Origin of the sequence: Pseudomonas fluorescens (assembly GCF_002022275.1) — a bacterium.
GTDB classification, from domain to species: Bacteria; Pseudomonadota; Gammaproteobacteria; order Pseudomonadales; family Pseudomonadaceae; genus Aquipseudomonas; species Aquipseudomonas fluorescens_AJ.
Map to the genome: position 1 here is coordinate 1 of NZ_MSDF01000048.1, position 19562 is coordinate 19562.

Here is a 19562-nt window from a genome sequence, read left to right on the forward strand (position 1 = left end):
CGAGCCTAGGCGAGGTGCCGAGTGTTGGGGCAAGAGCCCTTTTGGTTACTTTTGGGGCTCTTTTCCAAAAGTGACCCGCCGTAAGGGCGGAACCAATCTCAGCCGTTACCGCAGCAACGGATATACACCCGTAAAAAATCACAACCCCTGACTCCCCCGAATCAAGTCATAAGCCTTACGCGCAATCGGATTCGCCGTATTCGGCCGAATCCACAAATAATACGTAACCTCCGGCATCCGCGGCAGCCCATCCGTCTCCCCCAACACCCGCATATCCGGCCCCAGCATCTCCATACTCCGCGGCGTCACCCCCAACCCCGCGCGAGTCGCGGCTTTAATCCCTATCAAATTCGACGCCAGATACGCCTGCCGCCAGGGAATATTCGCCCGCTCCAGCGCCTCCAGCGCATACCGCCGGTAAATGCTCGGCTCATCCACCAGAATCAACGGCAGCGGCTCACTCGGCTGGTGAATGTATTGCGCCGAACAAATCCACCACACCGGCGAGGTACGCAACGCAAACCCCTCCAGGTTCGGATCAGATCGCGTGGAAATCACCATATCCACCTTGCCCCGGTGCAAGTCATCCATCAGAAACGGGCTGCGGCCCACATCAATCTCCAGCCGCAAACGCGGCGCCGAACGGGCGATGTGGCTGAGGATCGGCGGCAAAATCGTGTCAGCAATATCGTGCGGCGAGCCAATACGCAACACGCCGCTCAAGCTGCTCTCACGCAGGGAGTTCAATGCGTCGTCATTCAGCGAAAGCATCTGCCGCGCATGTCGCAACAGCTGCAAACCCGGTTCAGTCAGTTGCTTCTGGCGCCCGCGTTTTTCAAACAGGCTCACGCCCACTTGCTGCTCCAGCCGCTGCATATGCTGGGTCACGGACGACTGGGTGCGCGCCAGGTGGGTGCCGGCGCCGGCGAAGCTGTGGTGGTCGACCACGGCGATAAAGGTGCGCAGAAGTTCTAAATCGAGGGTCGACATGGCCATATCCAGAGGCGTTTTTATATCAACGGTGTGAAGTTATACATTACAGATATTGATGTGTTGTTGCGGCGACTTTTTATAAAGGCCAACAAATCATGGTTTATTCCTAAATGGCAGGACGTCCTCACACAGCAAGTTATAACGATATGAGATATTTGCATTTCCGTTGCCCTTGCACTCTCCCTAGCATGCCCCTCCATCAGGTCGGGGTACGCCGATCATTCGCCAGGGGGAAGTCCAATGATGTTCAAAAAATGGTTGCCGGTGGCCCTGGGGTCGCTGATCGCAATGGGCGCCAGTGTGGCGGCGCAGGCCGATGCAACCCTGGACAAGATCGAGCAGCGCCATGTGCTGGTGGTCGGTGTGCTGTTGTCCGGCGGGCCGTTTGGCAGCATTGACCCGGCGACGCAGAAACCCAAAGGCTTGAACGTCGACCTCGCCAACGAACTCGGGCGTCAACTCAAGGCCGAGGTGCAGTTGGTGCCGGTATTGCCGGCCAACCGCGTGCAGTTCCTGCAACAGGGCAAGGTCGACCTGCTGATCGCCAATATGGAATGGACCGCCGAGCGCGGTGAAATCCTCGGCTTTGTGCCGACCCCGTTCTACCGCGTTGGCGGCACCGCTGCGGTGCTTAAAGACAGCAAGATCACCCGCTGGGAAGACCTCAAGGGCCAACCCGTGTGCACCTCCCAAGGCAGCAGCTACGTGAAGCCGTTGACCGAGTTCGGCGCACAGATCAAGGCGTTCAAAAGCTCCTCCGAATCGCTGCTGGCCCTGCGCGGCAACAACTGCGTCGCCGCTGTGCATGACGCCACACTGATCAACCCGCTGATCAACGACAGTGCCGAGTGGAAGGACTACCGCGCGATCAGCCCGGAACTCAACCCCGCGCCGTCGGTGATCTGGACCCGTCGCGGCGAAAGCGACACCCAGGCCAAACTCGACCCGATCATCAAGGACCTGCACCGCAGCGGCTGGCTGATCGAGGCGCAGACCCGCAACCACATCAGCCCGGCATCGCCTGCGCTGGTGGAGCTACAGCAACAGTTCAAGGGCGCCTGAACATGCATTTCAAAACCCTGACCGCACTCAGCCTGCTGCTGTGCGCCGGCTTCGCTCATGCCGACGCGACCCTCGACAAGATCCAGCAACGCCATTCCATCAGCGTCGGCGTGATCCTCAGCGGCCCACCGTTTGGCACCATCGACCCGAAGACCGGCGAGCACCTGGGCTACAACGTCGAACTGGCCAAGGGCATCGGCCAGGCACTGGGCGTGGAGACCAAGACGGTTTCGGTGCTGGCGCCCAACCGCGTGCAGTTCCTGCAACAGGGCAAGGTCGACATCCTGATCGCCAATATGCAGTTCACCGAAGAGCGCGCCGAGATTCTCGACTACGTGCCCACGCCGTACGAAGAGGTGGGTGGCGCGGCGTTGATTCGCAAGGGCGCCGGGATCACGCAATGGGCGGACCTGAAGGACAAGCCGGTGTGCGTGTCCCAAGGCAGTAACTTCATCAAACCGCTGCAAGAGACCTACGGCGCGCAGATCAAGGCGTTTCGCAGCCAATCCGAATCGCTGTTGTCGCTGCGTGGCAATGGCTGCGTGGCCGCCGTGCACGTCAGCCCGACCATGCACGCGCTGCTCAGCGATGCCGAATGGCAGGGTTATGAAATCCCGCTGCCGGGCGACCTGATCCCGTCCAAATCGGTGATCTGGATTCGCAAGGGCGAACACGACACCCAGGCCAAACTCGATGCCATCGTGCGCGAGTGGCACAAAAGCGGTTTCCTGATCGCCCTTGGCGAGCGTACCGGCATGGCGCCGTCCCAGGCCCTGCGTGACCTGCACGAGCAATACAGCCATGAGTGATGCGCTTTTCGCCACTTTGCAGCAACTGCTCGGCACGGCTCATGTGCAATCAAGTGTTGAGGCCGCGCACTACCTGACGGACAAGCAGGGCCGCTACACCGGCAATGTGATCGCAGCCGTGCACCCGGCCAACACCGAAGAAGTGGCGGCGGTGGTGCGCGCTTGCGCAGCATTGAATGCGCCGATCGTGGTGCAGGGCGGCAACACCGGTCTGATGGCCGGTGCCACGCCGGATGCCAGCGGGCGTTCGGTGTTGCTGCTGCTCGACCGCATGAATCGCGTGCGAAACGTCGACACAGACAACGACACGCTCACGGTGGAAGCCGGCTGCATCCTGCAAACCGTTCAGGATGTGGCCCGTAACGCAAATCGCTTGTTCCCGCTGAGCCTGGGCGCCGAAGGCAGTTGCACCCTTGGCGGCAACCTCGGCACCAACGCTGGCGGCACTGGCGTGCTGCGTTATGGCAATACCCGCGAACTGACCCTGGGCCTTGAAGTGGTGACCGCCGAAGGCGAGATCTGGCATGGCCTGCGCGGTTTGCGCAAGGACAATACCGGCTACGACCTGCGGGATTTATACATCGGCAGCGAAGGTACGCTGGGGATCATTACCGCCGCGACCTTGAAGCTGTTTCCGTTGCCCAAGGCGCAGACCACCGCGCTGCTGGCCTTTGATGAGCTGGCCCAGGCTGTGGCCTTCCTGTCCCATGCCCGCGCCGGTTTCGGCGCCAGCCTCACGGCGTTCGAACTGCTCACCGCCGACTGCCTTGCCCTGTTGCGCGACCAATTTCCCGACGGCCCGCAACCGTTCAAAACCGCCAGCCAGCCATGGTTTGCCTTGATTGAGCTGTCTGACAATCACAGCGAAAGCCACGCGCGCGAAGCCTTCGAACAGGTGCTGGGCGATGCCTTCGAAAAACACCTGATCAGTGACGCCCTGATCGCCGAAAGCCTGGCGCAAAGTGAAGGCCTGTGGCTGCTGCGCGAGAACATGAGCGAGGCGCAAAAGCGCGCCGGGCGCAATATGAAGCACGATATCTCGGTGCCGATTTCCCAGGTCGTGGCGTTCGTCGCCCACACCGACGCGCTGTTGCAGCAGCATTTTCCCGGCGTGCGCAATTTCACCTTCGGCCATCTGGGGGACGGCAATCTGCACTACAACGTGGCCCATCCGCTGGATTCGAGCGTGGACGCGCACATGGCCCATTACGCCGAACTGAGCGCATTGGTGCATGACAGTGCCCACGCCCACGGCGGTTCGATCAGCGCCGAGCACGGCATCGGCCAGCGCAAGGTCGGCATGCTCAGCCGCTACAAAAGCCCGGTGGAGCTGGACCTGATGCGCCGCATCAAGCGCGCGCTCGACCCGCACAACCTGCTCAACCCCGGCAAAGTCCTTGAGGTGCAGCCATGACCGTTCGCTTGTCCAAACGCGTGCAGCGGGTGTCGTTGTCGGCCAATGCGGCTGCCAAATCCCGCGCGACTGAACTGCGTGAAGCCGGCCGCGATATCCTCGACCTCACCACCGGCGAGCCGGATTTCGACACCCCGGAACACATCAAGCAGGCGGCCTATGCCGCCATCGCAGCCGGTGCCACCAAGTACACGCCGACGCCCGGCGTCAAGGCGCTGCGGCTGGCCGTGCAACGCAAGCTGGTCGAGGAAAACCGCCTGGACTATCCGCTGGCGTCCATCGTGATCGCCAACGGCGCCAAACAGATCATCTTCAATGCCTTTGCCGCCACGCTGGATGACGGCGACGAAGTGCTGGTGCCAACGCCGTACTGGCCGTCGTTCCCCGACAGTGTGCGCTTCAATGGCGGCGAACCGATTTTCATCGAATGCGGGCTGGAGCAGGGCTGCAAATTGTTGCCTGCGCAGCTGGAACAACACATCACCGAGCGCACGCGCTGGTTGATCCTCAATGGCCCGGGTAACCCGAGCGGCGCGGTGTACAGCGACGCCGAGTTGCGCGAGTTGGCCGACGTGCTGCGCCGCCATCCTCAGGTGCTGATCCTGCTGGACGAGCTGTATGAACACATCCGCTTTGACGGGCGCCCGCCGCAAAGCCTGCTGAATGTGGCGCCGGATTTGCTGGACCGCAGCCTGTTGGTGGGCGGGGTGTCCAAGACCTACGCCATGACCGGCTGGCGCATCGGCTTTGGCGCCGGGCCGAAAAACCTCACCGACGCAATGGCCGTAGTGCAATCCCAATCGACGTCCGGTGCCTCATCGGTGGGGCAGGCGGCGGCGTTGGCGGCCTATAAGGGCGGCCTGGGTTTCCTCGCGGAGCAAGTGGCGGCCTATCAGTTGCGCCGGGATATTTTGGTCAAGACACTGGAAACCGTTGAAGGCCTGGAAGTCCTCGAACCCCAAGGCGGCTTTTTCGTCTTCGTGCGTTGCGCCGGCTTGCTGGGGCGTCATCGCCCGGACGGCCTGCGCATCGACAACGACGAAGATGTGGTCGCCTGGCTGCTGGAAGAGGGCGTTGCCGGTGTGGCAGGCAGCGCGTATGGCCTGTCGCCGTGGTTCCGCCTGTCCATCGCCACCGCAACCGACAGCGTGGCCGAAGCCGGGCGGCGGATCGCGACAGCCTGCGGAAACCTTCAATGATGGAATGGTTCGTCCACTGGGCTGCCGGTATCGGCCTGAACTACAACTTCCTGCTGGATGCCTACCAGCGCGGCACGCTGGTACAGGGCGCGTTGACCACTGGCCTGCTCTGCGTGTTTACCATCATCGGCAGCCTGGTCGCGGGTATATCCCTGGCAGCGATGCTCACCTCGGGCAACCCGTGGCTGGCCAAACCGGCGCGGGTGTTTATCGAGGTCACGCGCAACACGCCAACGCTGGTGCAACTGTACTGCGCGTTCCTGGTGTTGAACATGCTGCTGACCCAAGCGGTCGGCGCGGCCAACCCGCTGACGCCGTTTGCCTGGGTGGTGATCGTGATTTCCCTGCACAAGGGCGCGTTTCATGCCGAGGCTCTGCGCGCCGGTATTGAAGCGGTTCCAGCCGTCACCCTCGAAGCCGCGAGCTCACTGGCCTTCAGCAGCCGCCAATTATTGTGGAATGTGCAGCTACCCTTGGCGCTGCGCTTCGCGTTGCCGTCTCTGATCAACAACCTGATCGACCTGGTGAAAATGACCGCTGTGGCCTCAGCCATTGCCGTGGGCGACATCACCTACGCGGCGATCATGATCTGGACCCAGAGTGACAACGTGCTGGAGCTGATGATCCTGATCCTGAGCTTTTTCGGGCTGCTGAGTTTTATCGTCAATTGTGTGGGGCGCTGGCTGGAAGCGCGCCTGAGGATGCCCGGCTATGGCCATTGATACATTCCCGGTGCTGTCGGCGCTGCTGCAATGGTCGCCGGCGCTGGTGGCCGGTTTTGGCCAGAACATTCTGATCAGCGTGGTGGCGATCGCCATCGGCTCGGCGCTGGGCCTGTTGATTGGCGCACTCGCGTTGTCGCCGGTCGGAGTGGTCGCGCGGGTGTGGGTGCAGGTGTTTCGCAATGCGCCGTGGCTGGTGCTGATCTATTTCACCACCTACGTGTTCCCGTTCGAGATCCATATCGGCAGCAGCTACGTATCGTTTCCCGATTGGGTGAAAGTCACCATTGGTTTGGCGTTACCGGCGAGCGCCAATGTGGCGGAAATTTTCCGCGGCGCCATTGGTTCGATCCCGAGTACGCAATGGGAAGCCGCACGTTCGTTAGCCTTTAACCGCGGCCAACTGTTCCGTTCGATCATCCTGCCGCAGTGCTTCAAACGCATGTTGCCGCCGTGGATGAACCTCTACGCGGTGGTGACCATGGGCACCGCGCTGGCCTCGCTGGTGGGCGTGCATGACGTGATCGACACCGCGCAGATCGCCAGCAACACCGTGAACATGACCGGCTTTACCGTGGTGATTTACCTGAGCCTGCTGGTGCTGTTCTTCGCCTATTGCTACCCGATTTCCCGCCTGACTCAACACCTGGAGCGCCGTTATGCCTTCTATTGAACCGCTGGTGAGCCTGCGCGATGTGCACCTGGCGTTCGGCAGCAACCCGGTGCTCAAGGGCATCGACCTTGACGTGCTCAAAGGCCAGGCCGTGTCGATCATTGGCCCGTCGGGCTCGGGCAAGTCGACGATTTTGCGTTGCATCACCGGGCTCTTGCAGCCGCAGCGCGGCAACATTCGCGTGGGGCAAACCCGGGTCGACACCCTGACCCAGGAAGCTCAGCGCATCGAACTGCGCAAGCGCGTCGGTTTTGTGTTTCAGCAGTACAACCTGTTCCCGCACCTGTCGGTGCTGGAAAACCTGGTGATCGCCCCGCGCAAAGTGTTGGGCCGCAACCGTGCCGATGCCGAGAAAGACGCGCGTGCCTTGCTCGCCAAAGTGCGCATGGAGCACAAGGCCGACGCTTACCCCGGCCAACTTTCCGGCGGCCAGCAACAGCGCGTGGCGATTGCCCGCGCGCTGGCGATGCGCCCGGAGCTGATCCTGTTCGACGAAGTGACCTCGGCGCTCGACCCGGAAACCGTCGGCGAAGTGCTGACGGTGATTCGCGAGCTGACCGAAGAGGGCATGACCTGCGTGCTGGTCACCCATGAAATGCGCTTCGCCGAAGAGATCAGCGACGTGGTGTATTTCACCGAAAACGGCGTGATTGTCGAGCATGGCAGCGCCGCGCAGATTTTCCAGAACCCGGCCAGCGAACGCACCCAGACGTTCCTGCGCCATGCGTTGGGCGATACCGGGCGCCGTGGCCCGATCAAGCACGACCCGTACCTGTTGACCAATTTGAGCCGTTACAGCCTGTCTGTCTGATAAGAGGAAAATCGTGATGAGTATCGAAAACCGTGCCGACGTGATCGAGGCGTTCCTGCAGCAGATCCGCGTGATCAATGCGCGTGGCGTAGACCGCGCGGCCCTGGTGGAAATCGTCAGCCTGCTGGAAATCCTGGCCGAGCGCCGCGACCTGTTCAATTTCGACGAATTCCCCGCGCCAGTGCCGGGGCAGGGCAGCACGGCGTTTCGTTATCGCCTGAATGACAACGGCGACACGCCGACCCTGTACCTCAATTCCCTGTTGCCGGGCAAAAGCACGATCGCGCACAACCACGAGACGTGGGCAATTATCAGCGCCATCGAAGGCCAGGAAATCAACTACGTCTACGCGCGCAATGATGAAGGGCGTGAGCCGGGTTTCACCACGTTGAGCCTGGAGAAGGAAGTGATTGTGCAGCCGGGCACGTCGATCTCGTTCCTGGGCGAAGACCTGCATGGCATCAAGGTTGAAGGCGAGCAGGCGACCTTGCATTTCCACCTTTACGGCTTGCCGCTGGAGTCGCTGAACGGCCGGTATGGCGTGGAAGCGGACGGCCGCATCCTCAACTACAACGCCTCGCAGATGGCGCCGTCGATCAAGGCCTACGCCTGACACAACACCGTCCAATGTGGGAGCTGGCTTGCCTGCGATAGCGGTGTATCAGCCACCACCGCTATCGCAGGCAAGCCAGCTCCCACAGGGTGGACCGCATCTCTTCAGGGGTTTTTATGATTGATCTGTATTACTGGCCCACGGGCAACGGCTTGAAAGTCGGCATCCTTCTGGAAGAGCTGGGGGTCGACTACCGACTTGTGCCGGTAAATATCCGCGAAGGCGAACAGAAGCAGGCCGACTTCCAGCGCATCAGCGCCAACGGGCGCATCCCGGCGATTGTTGACCATCGCCCGGCCACACCGCTGAGCCTGTTCGAGTCTGGCGCAATCCTCAATTACCTGGCCGACAGCGCCGGGCAATTTCTGCCGCCCGCCGGCAGTGCCGAACGGCAAAAGGTGCAGGAATGGCTGTTCTGGCAAGTCGGGCATATCACCCCGTACCTCAGCCAGTTGCAGGTGTTCAAGGAGAAGGCGCCCGAGCCGATCCCGTTTGCCCTTGACCTGTTGAATGCCGAAGCCACGCGCCTGTACCGCGTGCTGGAACAGCGCCTGGCTGAGGTGCCGTATGTGGCAGGCGAATATTCGGTGGCGGATATCGCCATCTTCCCCTGGATTCAGCCGCAACGTCAGGGCCAGGACCTGGCGAACTACCCGCATCTCCACGCCTGGCGCGAGCGCATCAAGGCGCGGCCGGCGGTGCAGCGTGCCTATGCCAAGGGGCGCGACGTGGCGCCGGGCGAACGTTCGTTGGCGTTGCAGTAACTCTTTTCTAACTTTGTTGGGACTTCCATGAGCCAGACCATCACCCCAAGTCAACTGCAGCAATGGCTGTTCGACGGGCAGGAAATCGCCGTATTCGACGTGCGCGAACACGGGCAATACGGCGAAGCCCACCTGTTCCACGGGGTGAACCTGCCCTATAGCCGCCTTGAGCTGGAAGTGCGCCGCCTGGCGCCCAGCCCGCAGGTGCGCCTGGTGATTTACGATCAGGACGGCGGTGAAGTGGCGGCGCGCACCGCCGAGCGTTTGCACGCGTTGGGCTACAACCAGGTGCACGTGCTGGAAGGCGGCGCGGATGGCTGGAAGGCGGCTGGTTTGCGGCTGTTTGCCGGGGTGCATGTGCCGTCAAAAGCCTTTGGCGAGCTGGTGGAAGAGGCCAGCCACACCCCTCACATTACCGCGCGACAGTTGGCCGAATGGCAGGCAAATGGCGAGCCGCTGGTGTTGCTGGACGGTCGGCCGTTTGATGAATACCGCAAGATGACCATTCCCGGTTCCATCTGCTGCCCGAATGGCGAGTTGGGCTACCGCGTGCATGACCTGGTGCCGGATGACAGCACACCCATCGTCATCAACTGCGCCGGGCGCACCCGCAGCATTATCGGCGCGCAGACCCTGATCAATCTGGGCTTGAAAAACCCTATCTACGCGCTGGAGAACGGCACCCAGGGCTGGTACCTGGAAGACTTCAAACTCGAACACGGCAGCACCCGGCGCTACGCCGAGCTGGTCAGCACAGACCTCGCTCAACAGCGTCAGGCCGCACGGCAATTGGCCGAGCGGGCAGGGGTGGTAAATGTCTCGGCGGATCAGGTGCGTCAGTGGGCCGAAGACGGCCAGCGCAGTCTGTTTCTGTGCGATGTGCGCACCGCTGAGGAGTTCGCTCTTGGCACGCTGCCTGGCGCGCAGCACACACCGGGTGGACAGTTGATCCAGTCCACCGACCTGTACATCGGCGTGCGCCAGGCACGGGTGGTGCTGGTGGACAGCGACGGCGTGCGTGCGCCGATTGTAGCCAGCTGGCTGCGCCAGTTGGGGCATGAGGCCTATGTATTGAACGGCGGTATCGCCAGCGGCCTGGCGTTGCCGGTGTTGCAGCCGGTGGCGTATACGCCGCTGCCGTTGATCAGCGCACAGGCGTTGGCGCTGGAGTTGAACGACGTCAACCTGATCGACTTGCGCCCGAGCATGGTGTTTCGCAAGGGGCATATTCCGGGTTCGCAGTGGTCGATTCGTTCGCTGCTCAGCACCGATCATCGCCCGTTGGTGCTGGTGGCGGATGATCCGGCCCTGGCGGCGTTTGCTGCCGAAGGGCTGGAGGCCAGACTGCTGGACGGCAGTTTCGCGGCCTGGGCCGCTGCCGGCCTGCCGGTGTTTGAAGACGCGCAAACGCCGCCCGACGCGCAGTGCATCGACTTCCTGTTTTTCACCCACGACCGCCACAGCGGCAACAAGGACGCCGCGCGCCAGTACCTGGCCTGGGAAATCGGTTTGCTGGCGCAGATGAGTGAAGCGGAAATTGCCAGCCTCAAGCCGCTGACCGCGCCCTCGCGCGTGCGCACCCGCCTGGTTCACGCCGCGCGCACTGAAAAGGGTAACGGCGCCCGTGCGGTCAACGTTCCGGTCACTCGCCTGAGCACCGTATTGTTCGACAACCTTGCGCAAATGCGCGACGCCCGTGCCCGTCGTGACGGCGAGCGCATGCTGACCTACGGCGCGCGTGGCAACCCGACATCCCACGCGCTTGAAGACCTTGTGACCGAACTGGAAGGCGGCCATCGCACGCGTCTTTACGGCACGGGGCTCGCGGCTGCGGCGCAAGTATTGCTCGCCTATCTGCGCCCCGGTGACCACGTACTGATCACCGATGCGGTGTATTCGCCGGTGCGCAAACTGGCGCGCGAGTTTCTCCAGCCTTTCGGTATCGAAGTGAGCTATTTCGCGCCGGACGGGAAGGGGCTTGAAGCGCAATTGCAGGCCAACACCAAGCTGGTTTACGCCGAAGTGCCGGGCTCGTTGCTCTACGAACTCTGTGATCTACCGGCGATTGCCGCCCTGTGCAAACCGCGCAATATCCTGTTGGCCGTCGATAACACCTGGGGTTCGGGCTACCTGTACCGGCCGCTGGCACTGGGCGCGGACATTTCCATCATGGCCCTGACCAAGTACCTCGGCGGCCACAGCGACGTGATGATGGGCAGTGTGTGCACCACCGAAGCCGCCTGGGCAGCGCTGAGCCGGATGAGCGACACCTTCGGCAATGCGGTGAGTGCCGATGATGCGTACCTGATCCTGCGCGGCGCGCGTACGTTGGCTTCGCGGTTGGATGTGCATGAGCGTCAGGCGCTCGACATCGCCCAGTGGTTGCAGGCGCAGCCGCAGGTCAAGTGCGTGTTCCATCCGGCCTTGCCCGAGCATCCGGGCCATGCGTTGTGGCGTCGCGATTTCACCGGCAGTAATGGTTTGTTGTCGTTTGAGCTGAGCAGCCTCGACCCCGCTTACATCGAACGTTTTATCGATGGTTTGCAGCTATTCGGGTTGGGCGCGTCGTGGGGTGGCTATGAAAGCCTGGTGACCGTGGCGAATACGCAAGACCGCGACAGTGCGGCGGATCGCTCGCTCAATCCGGTGGTGCGCCTGCATATCGGTCTGGAGGACGTGGCGGCGTTGATTGAGGACTTGCAGCGCGGGTTCGCCTTGGCAGACTGAGTGAAGATCGCTCCCACCCGAGGTGGGAGCGATCAACCGGTCAGTGTTTGACCGGGGTTGGCAGCGTCACGAGGTTGACGTAGTCGTCCCAGAATTTCTTCTGGTCCACGCCGAACACCACTTTGGCTTTCTGCGTGCCCACCGGTGCGCCTTTCTTGTAGCCCAGCGCGCGGCCGTAGTCGGCGCCGAACGTGGCATCCACATCGACCCACAGATCGCGGGACTCGGTGACGATGTCCGGGCTGACCAAAAACAGTGCCGGCAAGCTGTCCCACGTGAAGCTGTGGTAGCTCGGGTCTTTGTCGAACAGCGGCCCGAACTCATGCTTGTACAGGTCGGCAATCGCGCCTTGTTTTGCGATCACGCGCTGGTACACCGACTTGTCGAAGGTGACTTTCTCGCACACATCATTCGGGAAAATCACGTGTTCGATCGGCGAGCGCAACACGATCTTTGCGGCCTCCGGGTCGAACCACCAGTTGAATTCCGCCGCAGGCGTGGTGTTGCCCGGGATTTCCAGGGCGCCGCCCATGTACACGATGCGTTTGATCAGCGGCACGATATCCGGCGCCGAGCGAATCGCCAGGGCGATGTTGGTCAGCGGGCCTACTGCCAGAATTGTCACCTGATGCGGGTTGGCGCGCACGCTTTGCACGATGAACTGCGCGGCGGTTTCGCTGCGCAGTTTCGTGTGAGTCGCCAACCCATCCGGTGGCGCGACCAACTGCGACGGCGAAGTAGGGCGTGGGTTTTTGAATGCCCCCGGCCAGCCCGAGCCGAACATTGCCTTTTCCGCCTCGTAGGTGGCGTAGTCATGCAGCAGCGGGTAGGCGGCGCCCGAATAGACGCCCACCTCTTTCTCCACGCCCATGCGTTCCACGGCCTTGAGCGCGTCGACCTGTTCCTGGTCGACCCAGGCGTTGCCACTGACCAGTGTCATGCCAAGCAGATCGATGCGTTTTTGCGCATGCAGCTGGGCAAGCATGATGAAGGCCTGGCCGTCATCGTTGAGGACGTTGAAGTCGGTATCAAAAATGACTTTCTCAGCAGCTTGCGCCGTGCCTGCACACAGGCCGACGGCGACAAGCAGCGCGCAGCGTTTCAGGAAACCTTGCATGGTGATTCATCCGAAAAATTATTGTTGTTAACGGTTCACCAGTTTCGCCGGCAAGGCGATGACCAGGAAGCTGCTGAGGATCAGGCAGCCAGCGAAAAACCACAAGGCGCCTGCGCTGCTGCCTGTGACGTCAATCGCAACGCCCATCAACGAGTTGCTGACCAGGCCGGCAATGTTCGCCACCGAACAGGCCAGGGCAAAGCCTGTAGCGGCGGCGGTGCCTTTGAGAAAGGTCGCCGGCAGGCTGAAAAATACCGGCACGGCGCCGATGATTGCGGCTGAGGCAATCGCGAACAGTGCCACGGTGGCCGCGACGTTATGGGTGAAGAAGGTGCTGGTGGCCATCGCCGCCGCGCCGACGAAAAACGGCACGATGATGTGCCAGCGGCGTTCGCGGTGTTTGTCGGAGCTGGCGCCGATCAGCAGCATGCCCAGCAGTGCCGCGACGCTTGGCAAGGCGGTAAGGATGCCGATATGGAAGGTGTCGGTGACCCCGGCGTTGCGGATGAACGTCGGCATCCAGAAGCCCATCGCGTAGGCGCTGAGCAGGATCGAGAAGTCGATACCGCCGAGCATCCACACTTTGAGGTTGAAAAAGCCGTCGCGAAAGCTGTGCTTGCTGCCGGAGTCGCCGACTGCGTCCTTGCGCAGTTCGCTTTCCAGCAGTGACTTTTCTTCGTCCGACAGCCATTTGGCTTGCTGGAAGCTGTTGGGCAACGCCCAGAACGTCAGCACGCCGAGCAATACGCTGGGCACCGCTTCAATCAGGAACAGCCATTGCCAGCCGTGCAGGCCGCCGACATTGTCAAAGTGCGACATGACCCAGCCGGACAGCGGGCCGCCGATCACGCTGGACAGCGGCAGGCCGATCATGAACAGCGCGATGATGCGCCCGCGACGGTGGGTCGGGAACCAGGTGGTCAGGTAGTACAAAACGCCCGGCAAAAAGCCGGCTTCGGCGGCGCCGAGCAGGAAGCGCAGGATGTAGAACTGGGTGGTGGACGTGACCAGCATGGTGCAGGCCGAGAGCAGGCCCCAGGTGATCATGATGCGCGCGATCCAGATCTTCGCGCCGACCCGCTCCAGCACCAGGTTGCTCGGCACTTCAAAAATGATATAGCCGACGAAAAACAGCCCGGCGCCAAGGCCGAACGCGGTTTCGCTGAAGTGCAGCTGGTCGAGCATCTGCAGCTTGGCGAAACCGATGTTGATGCGGTCCAGATAGGCGGCCAGATAGCAGAAGCACAGGAACGGAATCAGCTTCCAGGTGATCTTGTGGTAGAGCGTGTTGACGGGATCGGCGACCGTAGTCGCGGGCGCTGCATTCGCAATGGGCATTGGGTGTCTCCTGGCGGTGACTTATGGTTTTTATACAGCCGCTTTGTTCCAGCACTTCGGAGTGCTGTAGAAGCGACTTCCAAAGGCAGTGTCAGAAGACTGGGAGCTGCGCCGGTTTTCTATTGTGGGAGCTGGCTTGCCTGCGATTAGGGAGTATCAGCCAGCAAAAATGTTGCTGGTCTACCGCTATCGCAGGCAAGCCAGCTCCCACCTTTAACCGGGGGGCGGCTCACAGTTTTTTCCGGACCACGCTCTGCGTCGTGGTTCCTGGTGAATCCTTATTGCTCCCTGAATTTGCTCATCGCGTCCTGCTTGCTCACCACGTCTCCGTACTTGCTGTCGATATCGAACAAGTTGGCTTCATGGGGCGCCGGGTGCCGGTCGCCGACGCATTCGCGCACGACGATGGTGCGAAACCCGTGTTGCACGGCATCCACCGCCGTGGCGCGGATGCAGCCGCTGGTGGAGCAGCCTGCAAGCACTACGGTGTCGATGCCCTGAGCGTGCAGCATCGAGGCCAAACTGCTGGCGAAAAATGCACTGGCGTACTGTTTGGTGATCACCACTTCATCGGCCTGGGGCAGCACCTCGGCGCAGAATGCAGCCAGTGGATTGCCTTCGACCATGTCCTTCATCACCGGAGCCTTCTTGACCCAGATACCGCCGTCGGCGAAATGGCCGGGATGGTAGCGGATATTGGTGTGCACCACGGCAATCCCATGCTGGCGCGCACAGGCGAGCAATTCGACGCTTTCGGCCACGGCGCTGACCACGCCCGGTGCAAACAACGGCGCACCTTCAGTGGTGTAGCCCTGCATGAAATCAATCATCAGCAGCGCGGCTTTTTTGCCGAAGCCGATGCGGTTGCCCCACACGCCCTGGTAGTTGGCGTCGGCGGATTGGTCGCTCATCTTTTCAACCCCTCAATTTTTTGACCCTTTGGCGAGCGGGCTTGTTGTGGCGAGCGGGCTTGCCCGCGTTGGGCGGCGAAGCCGCCCCAATAATGCCGCCGCGTTTTTCCAGGCAATTTGCGGTGACTGGTTTTGGGGCCGCTACGCGCCCCAACGCGGGCAAGCCCGCTCGCCACAAAAGCCCGTTCTCCACAACAAGCCTGCTGGCCACACAACGGCGTCAGTAAGCGCCGGACAGCAAGGCGCCGGCGCCGGGCACGATCGGTTCCAGGTCCAGCGCCTTGAGCATTGCGTAGGTGGTGGCGATGGCGGCGGTGAGCACGGGCTTGCCGGTTTGCGCTTCGACCTTGGCCACCACCGGCAACGACTGCATCTGCACGCAGGCCGAGAGCACGATCACGTCGACGCCTTCGAGGTTCATCCCGGCGACGATGGCCGGCAGGTTGGCCGGGTCGTGGCGGGCGACTTCGAGGTTGTCGGGGATCTCCAGCGCGCGCCAGTCCACCACTTCAAAGCCTTCCTCGCGGATGTAGTTCACCACCAGTTCGGTCAGCGGCTTCATGTACGGTGCAACGATGGCGATGCGCTTGGCGCCCATCACCTTCAAACCTTCGATCAAGGCGCCGGCGCTAGTGATCACGGGGGCGTTGGCGTCGTTGTCGGCAGTGGCCTTGCGCAGGCGTTGTTCTGAATTGCGGTGATAACCCAGCCCCATCGCCATGATCGCCACCAGGCATGCATAGCCGAGTACATCCACTTTGGCGTCGGACAGCTCGACGGCGCAACGGTCGGACTCGCCGTCCATCGCCGCCAATTCTTCCTTGCGCACTTGCTTCATGCGCATGCGGCTGGAGTGAAAGGTGAAACGCTCAGGGCGGATCGCCTGGCGCGCGGTCAGCATCGCCGGGATCTCGGTTTCCATGGTGGTGTTGGAGCTCGGCACAATCTGGCCGATGCGGTAGAGCTTCTGCATGGTGGTGTCCTTATTCTTGTGTGAGGAAGTCGCCGAGGGCGTCGAAAAAGCCCTCGAAGTCGTCCCAGGGAATCATGTGCCCGGCATTTGGCACTCGGGCGACCTGAATCGTCGGTTGCAGGTCCTGGATCTCGGCCACGTCTTCCTCAAGGATCACGCCGCCACGCCCGGCCACCAGCAACAGGGCAGGGGCCTTGAGGTGAGGCAGGTCTTGGTGGAAGTCGACGGTGTGGAAGTCGTTGAAGGCGCGCACGATGGCGGGCCCAAAGCAGGTGTGCAGCCACTCGGCGCGCAGTTGCAGTTGCTCCTCGGTCCAGGTGGCGCAGAAGGCGCGCATCGCCTCGGCGTCCATACCGATGAGCGACTGGCGGATCGAATCGACGTACCACGGCAGTTTGCTCGGGTATTCACGGCGGCCCGGGCCGGACACCGGCGGGTCGATCAGCACCACGCGGTTTACGCCTTGGGGATGTTTGACAGCACTGCGCACGGCAAACCTCGCGCCCATGGAGTGGCCCATCAGGTGGTAGCTGTCGAGGTTGAGTGCGTCGGCAAAGGCGCCAATGTCATCGGCGCAGGTGTCGGCGCTGTAATCCAGCTCTCGCCCGGTGGACGACAGCCCGCGACCGCGTACATCCAGCACATAGGTATCGAATTTCGCGCCCAGGCGTTCGGCAACAAACCCCCAGGTGATCGCCGGGCTGGTGATGCCTGGAATCAGGATCAGCACCGGACCTTTGCCGCCGTAGCGCAGGTAGTGCTGGCGAATGCCGTTGGCCTGCACATTGCCGCCGTACAAAAAGGTGCTCACGCGGCCACCCCCGATTTCAGTTGCTGGGCGTACAGGTCGTAGCCGTAGACCCAATCCGGATCTTCCTGGGTGCGCAGCCAAGTGTTGGCGTTGGACACCGCCTGCACGCGGGAAGCGCGTTCCTTGCGGTTGGCTTCGTAGAGCTGGAACGCGGTGCGGTAGTCGCTGATCCCGGTTTCTTGCAGGCAACGTGTCAACATCGCGGCATCTTCGATGGCCATGCCGGCGCCCTGGGCCATGTGCGGCTTCATCGGGTGGCAGGCATCGCCCAGCAACACCAGGCGGCCACGGCTCCACAGCGGCAACGGGTTACGGTTGCGCAACGGCCATTTGGTCACGCTTTCGGTGGACTCGATCAGCGCCTGCACGGTGGGGTGGTAGCCCTTGAACGCGTCAAACATCTCTTCGCGGCTGCTGTCGACGAAGGCGCCCTGGAAGTCCCATTCAGGATGGGGCACGCCGGTGACGTAGTAGTACTCGTCACGCTTGCCGGTGGTGTAATACACCATCATGTGGCGGTCTTCGGTCCACCACTTGATGCAATCTTCAAACTTCAGGTCGTACTTGGCCAACTGGTCGCCACGGATCAGCGCACGGTGTGCGACCCAACCGCTGTACAGCGGTTTTTCTGCGCCCAGCAGCTCTTCACGGATTTTGGAGTTGATGCCGTCGGCGCCGATCACGATGTCGGCGTAGGTCACCTCGCCATCGGCAAAGGTCAGGCGCACCTGGGTGTCGGTTTCTTCGAGGGTTTCCAGGCGCTTGTTGAAGTGCAGGGTGCCCGGCTTGAGGGTGGACATCTGCAGGGCATGCAGGTCGCCACGGTGCACGGTGATATAGGACGCGCCGTAACCGGTGAGGGGGATGCGCGAGAGGTAGTCGCCGGTTTCGCCGCAACGGCTGAACCAGTGCTCGGGGTGCGAGCCCATCAGGTCCAGCTGCTTTTCGATGCCCATGCGGCGGAAGATTTTCATGATGTTGGGGCCCATGTGGATCCCCGCACCCAACCGCGAGAACTCCGGCGCCTGCTCGTAGATGGCGACGTCGAAGCCGGCTTGTTGCAGCAAGGTGGCGGCGGCGGCGCCGCCAAGGCCGGCGCCGACGATGGCGATTTTCTGAGTGCTTCCCATGGGGCGTGATCCTCTGTCTTTTGTTGGTTTTGGCGGTGTCTGTCCGCGAAGTATTTAAAGTGTATACGCTCATTTTTTGAAATGGGAAGCCCACACTATAAAATTTATTTTCTGGCCGTATTTATCCTGTGTAACCGCCAGTAGCCTTTAATTACTGGTTATTTGTGAATTGGTAACGCTTTGGCTCGACGCTTGCAGTCCGTCGTCAATTCAGGTCTTATCGTTATTAATTGGCGTATACGCTATAAAAGTGCACTAGAGTGAAGCGCAGTGCTTGAACTTGGTGCAGCCCCACAGGAGACAGGAAAATGCCGGTAAGCGATTGCGAACTGACCCAGATGTTTGAACACGTGCTGAAGCTGTCGAAGGTCGACCCGACCCAGAGCGTCGCCGTGCTCAAGAGCCATTACTCCGACCCGCGTACCGTGCGTGCCGCGATGGATGCCGCGCAGCGCCTGGGCGCCAAGGTGTATGCGGTGGAGCTGCCGTCGTTCAACCACCCCAAGGCCATGGGCAATGACATGACGGCCTACTGCGGCGATACCGCGCTCACCGGCAATATCGCCGCGCAACGTGCGCTGGAAGCGGCGGACCTGATCGTCGATACGATGATGCTGCTGCATTCGCCGGAGCAGGAGCAGATTCTCAAGACCGGTACGCGCATTCTGTTGGCGGTGGAACCGCCGGAAGTACTGGCGCGCATGCTGCCTACCGAGGAAGACAAGGTGCGTGTGCTGGCGGCCGAGCAGTTGCTGAAGAAGGCGCGTTCGATTCACGTCAAATCCCGCGCCGGCAGCGATTTTCGCGCTGCTTTGGGGCAGTACCCGTCGGTGACTGAGTATGGTTTTGCCGATGAACCTGGGCGCTGGGACCATTGGCCCAGTGGTTTTTTGTTCTCCTGGCCCAATGAAGAAACCGCCGAGGGTGTGCTGGTGCTGGACATTGGCGACATCCTGCTGCCGTTCAAGACGTACACCCGCGAGAAGATCACGCTGGAGATCGAGAAGGGTTTTATCACCAAGATCCACGGCGGGTTTGAGGCTGAGTATCTGCGTGATTACATGAAGTATTTCAACGACCCTGAGGTGTACGGCATTTCCCATATCGGCTGGGGCCTGCAACCGCGCGCGCAGTGGACGGCCATGGGGTTGCACGACAAGAACGACGGTATGTGCATGGACGCGCGGGCGTTTTATGGCAACTTCCTGTTCTCTACCGGGCCGAATACCGAAGTGGGCGGGACGCGCAAGACGCCTTGCCATATGGATATTCCGCTGCGTAATTGTGATGTGTATCTGGATGATGAGGCGGTGGTGATTGGCGGGGATGTGGTTGCGCCATTGGACTCCCTGGCGCGCTGAAGAAGCCAGTAATGGGTGTACATATCCGTTGCTGCGGTCAGGGCTGATATTGGTTCCGCTCTTACAGCGGGTCACTTTTGGAAGGACCCAAAAGTAACCAAAAGGTCCTCGCCCCACCACTCGGCACCTCGCCT

Annotated in this window: 18 protein-coding genes; 11 read left to right on the forward strand and 7 right to left on the reverse strand. The window is 61.6% G+C overall.

Annotated elements, in window-relative coordinates; genetic code table 11:
• Positions 1 to 138: 138 nt before the first annotated feature.
• Positions 139 to 990 carry a LysR substrate-binding domain-containing protein gene (locus tag BFW87_RS24320; protein WP_439848400.1) on the reverse strand — a complete coding sequence of 284 codons (852 nt, stop codon included), beginning with the start codon at positions 988 to 990 and terminating at the stop codon, positions 139 to 141.
• 243 nt (positions 991 to 1233) lie between these two features.
• Between BFW87_RS24320 and BFW87_RS24325 the strand changes: the two genes are divergently transcribed.
• The 10 genes from BFW87_RS24325 (at position 1234) to metC (ending at position 11787) form a co-directional block, all read left to right on the forward strand.
• The gene (locus BFW87_RS24325) at positions 1234 to 2055 is read left to right on the forward strand and encodes a transporter substrate-binding domain-containing protein (RefSeq protein ID WP_078742258.1); all 822 of its coding nucleotides are present in this window, start codon (positions 1234 to 1236) and stop codon (positions 2053 to 2055) included.
• Between the two features lie 2 nt (positions 2056 to 2057).
• On the forward strand, positions 2058 to 2864 hold the full coding sequence (locus tag BFW87_RS24330) for a transporter substrate-binding domain-containing protein (RefSeq protein ID WP_078742259.1): 807 nt from the start codon (positions 2058 to 2060) through the stop codon (positions 2862 to 2864).
• Positions 2857 to 4278, forward strand: coding sequence for an FAD-binding oxidoreductase (locus BFW87_RS24335; protein ID WP_078742260.1), 1422 nt, complete (start codon positions 2857 to 2859; stop codon positions 4276 to 4278). The genes BFW87_RS24330 and BFW87_RS24335 overlap by 8 nt, the downstream gene beginning before the upstream one ends.
• The gene (locus BFW87_RS24340) at positions 4275 to 5477 is read left to right on the forward strand and encodes an aminotransferase class I/II-fold pyridoxal phosphate-dependent enzyme (protein WP_078742261.1); all 1203 of its coding nucleotides are present in this window, start codon (positions 4275 to 4277) and stop codon (positions 5475 to 5477) included. The genes BFW87_RS24335 and BFW87_RS24340 overlap by 4 nt, the downstream gene beginning before the upstream one ends.
• Entirely contained in the window at positions 5474 to 6199 is a 726-nt protein-coding gene (locus BFW87_RS24345) for an amino acid ABC transporter permease (protein ID WP_078742262.1), read from the forward strand. Before BFW87_RS24340 ends, BFW87_RS24345 begins: the two co-directional genes overlap by 4 nt.
• Positions 6189 to 6872: an amino acid ABC transporter permease gene (locus tag BFW87_RS24350; protein ID WP_078742263.1), complete on the forward strand. Its 684-nt coding sequence runs from the start codon at positions 6189 to 6191 to the stop codon at positions 6870 to 6872. Before BFW87_RS24345 ends, BFW87_RS24350 begins: the two co-directional genes overlap by 11 nt.
• A complete protein-coding gene (locus tag BFW87_RS24355) occupies positions 6859 to 7683 on the forward strand; it encodes an amino acid ABC transporter ATP-binding protein (protein WP_078742264.1) in 825 nt (274 codons plus the stop codon). The genes BFW87_RS24350 and BFW87_RS24355 overlap by 14 nt, the downstream gene beginning before the upstream one ends.
• 16 nt (positions 7684 to 7699) lie before the next feature.
• Positions 7700 to 8296, forward strand: coding sequence for a cysteine dioxygenase (locus BFW87_RS24360; RefSeq protein ID WP_078742265.1), 597 nt, complete (start codon positions 7700 to 7702; stop codon positions 8294 to 8296).
• A 116-nt stretch (positions 8297 to 8412) separates the two neighbouring features.
• Positions 8413 to 9060, forward strand: coding sequence for a glutathione S-transferase family protein (locus tag BFW87_RS24365; RefSeq protein ID WP_078742266.1), 648 nt, complete (start codon positions 8413 to 8415; stop codon positions 9058 to 9060).
• Between the two features lie 27 nt (positions 9061 to 9087).
• Positions 9088 to 11787: a cystathionine beta-lyase gene (gene metC / locus BFW87_RS24370; protein ID WP_078742267.1), complete on the forward strand. Its 2700-nt coding sequence runs from the start codon at positions 9088 to 9090 to the stop codon at positions 11785 to 11787.
• Positions 11788 to 11827: 40 nt separating this feature from the next.
• On the opposite strand, the gene BFW87_RS24375 is transcribed toward metC, so the two are convergent.
• The 6 genes from BFW87_RS24375 to BFW87_RS24400 form a co-directional block, all read right to left on the reverse strand.
• Positions 11828 to 12904 (reverse strand): nucleoside hydrolase, encoded by a 1077-nt coding sequence (locus BFW87_RS24375; RefSeq protein ID WP_078742268.1) that lies wholly within the window; start codon positions 12902 to 12904, stop codon positions 11828 to 11830.
• 27 nt (positions 12905 to 12931) lie between these two features.
• A complete protein-coding gene (locus BFW87_RS24380; protein ID WP_078742269.1) occupies positions 12932 to 14242 on the reverse strand; it encodes an MFS transporter in 1311 nt (436 codons plus the stop codon).
• Between the two features lie 278 nt (positions 14243 to 14520).
• Positions 14521 to 15153, reverse strand: coding sequence for an N-carbamoylsarcosine amidohydrolase (locus BFW87_RS24385; protein WP_078742270.1), 633 nt, complete (start codon positions 15151 to 15153; stop codon positions 14521 to 14523).
• 220 nt (positions 15154 to 15373) lie between these two features.
• Positions 15374 to 16126: a maleate cis-trans isomerase family protein gene (locus BFW87_RS24390; protein WP_078742271.1), complete on the reverse strand. Its 753-nt coding sequence runs from the start codon at positions 16124 to 16126 to the stop codon at positions 15374 to 15376.
• Between the two features lie 10 nt (positions 16127 to 16136).
• The gene (locus BFW87_RS24395) at positions 16137 to 16937 is read right to left on the reverse strand and encodes an alpha/beta fold hydrolase (RefSeq protein ID WP_078742272.1); all 801 of its coding nucleotides are present in this window, start codon (positions 16935 to 16937) and stop codon (positions 16137 to 16139) included.
• A complete protein-coding gene (locus tag BFW87_RS24400; RefSeq protein WP_078742273.1) occupies positions 16934 to 18067 on the reverse strand; it encodes an FAD-dependent monooxygenase in 1134 nt (377 codons plus the stop codon). The genes BFW87_RS24395 and BFW87_RS24400 overlap by 4 nt, the downstream gene beginning before the upstream one ends.
• A gap of 308 nt (positions 18068 to 18375) precedes the next feature.
• On the opposite strand from BFW87_RS24400, the gene BFW87_RS24405 reads away from it, so the two are divergent.
• Positions 18376 to 19428, forward strand: coding sequence for a 2,5-dihydroxypyridine 5,6-dioxygenase (locus BFW87_RS24405; RefSeq protein ID WP_078742274.1), 1053 nt, complete (start codon positions 18376 to 18378; stop codon positions 19426 to 19428).
• Positions 19429 to 19562 lie beyond the last annotated feature (134 nt).

Bases quoted from the DNA above. Each gene is read 5' to 3' on its own strand.
- BFW87_RS24380 (WP_078742269.1), bottom strand. From the start codon at position 14,242: ATGCCCATTGCGAATGCAGCGCCCGCGACTACGGTCGCCGATCCCGTC.
- metC (WP_078742267.1), top strand. From the start codon at position 9,088: ATGAGCCAGACCATCACCCCAAGTCAACTGCAGCAATGGCTGTTCGAC.
- BFW87_RS24355 (WP_078742264.1), top strand. From the start codon at position 6,859: ATGCCTTCTATTGAACCGCTGGTGAGCCTGCGCGATGTGCACCTGGCG.
- BFW87_RS24350 (WP_078742263.1), top strand. From the start codon at position 6,189: ATGGCCATTGATACATTCCCGGTGCTGTCGGCGCTGCTGCAATGGTCG.
- BFW87_RS24390 (WP_078742271.1), bottom strand. From the start codon at position 16,126: ATGCAGAAGCTCTACCGCATCGGCCAGATTGTGCCGAGCTCCAACACC.
- BFW87_RS24335 (WP_078742260.1), top strand. From the start codon at position 2,857: ATGAGTGATGCGCTTTTCGCCACTTTGCAGCAACTGCTCGGCACGGCT.
- BFW87_RS24325 (WP_078742258.1), top strand. From the start codon at position 1,234: ATGATGTTCAAAAAATGGTTGCCGGTGGCCCTGGGGTCGCTGATCGCA.
- BFW87_RS24330 (WP_078742259.1), top strand. From the start codon at position 2,058: ATGCATTTCAAAACCCTGACCGCACTCAGCCTGCTGCTGTGCGCCGGC.
- BFW87_RS24375 (WP_078742268.1), bottom strand. From the start codon at position 12,904: ATGCAAGGTTTCCTGAAACGCTGCGCGCTGCTTGTCGCCGTCGGCCTG.
- BFW87_RS24340 (WP_078742261.1), top strand. From the start codon at position 4,275: ATGACCGTTCGCTTGTCCAAACGCGTGCAGCGGGTGTCGTTGTCGGCC.
- BFW87_RS24405 (WP_078742274.1), top strand. From the start codon at position 18,376: ATGCCGGTAAGCGATTGCGAACTGACCCAGATGTTTGAACACGTGCTG.
- BFW87_RS24320 (WP_439848400.1), bottom strand. From the start codon at position 990: ATGTCGACCCTCGATTTAGAACTTCTGCGCACCTTTATCGCCGTGGTC.
- BFW87_RS24400 (WP_078742273.1), bottom strand. From the start codon at position 18,067: ATGGGAAGCACTCAGAAAATCGCCATCGTCGGCGCCGGCCTTGGCGGC.
- BFW87_RS24360 (WP_078742265.1), top strand. From the start codon at position 7,700: ATGAGTATCGAAAACCGTGCCGACGTGATCGAGGCGTTCCTGCAGCAG.
- BFW87_RS24365 (WP_078742266.1), top strand. From the start codon at position 8,413: ATGATTGATCTGTATTACTGGCCCACGGGCAACGGCTTGAAAGTCGGC.
- BFW87_RS24345 (WP_078742262.1), top strand. From the start codon at position 5,474: ATGATGGAATGGTTCGTCCACTGGGCTGCCGGTATCGGCCTGAACTAC.
- BFW87_RS24385 (WP_078742270.1), bottom strand. From the start codon at position 15,153: ATGAGCGACCAATCCGCCGACGCCAACTACCAGGGCGTGTGGGGCAAC.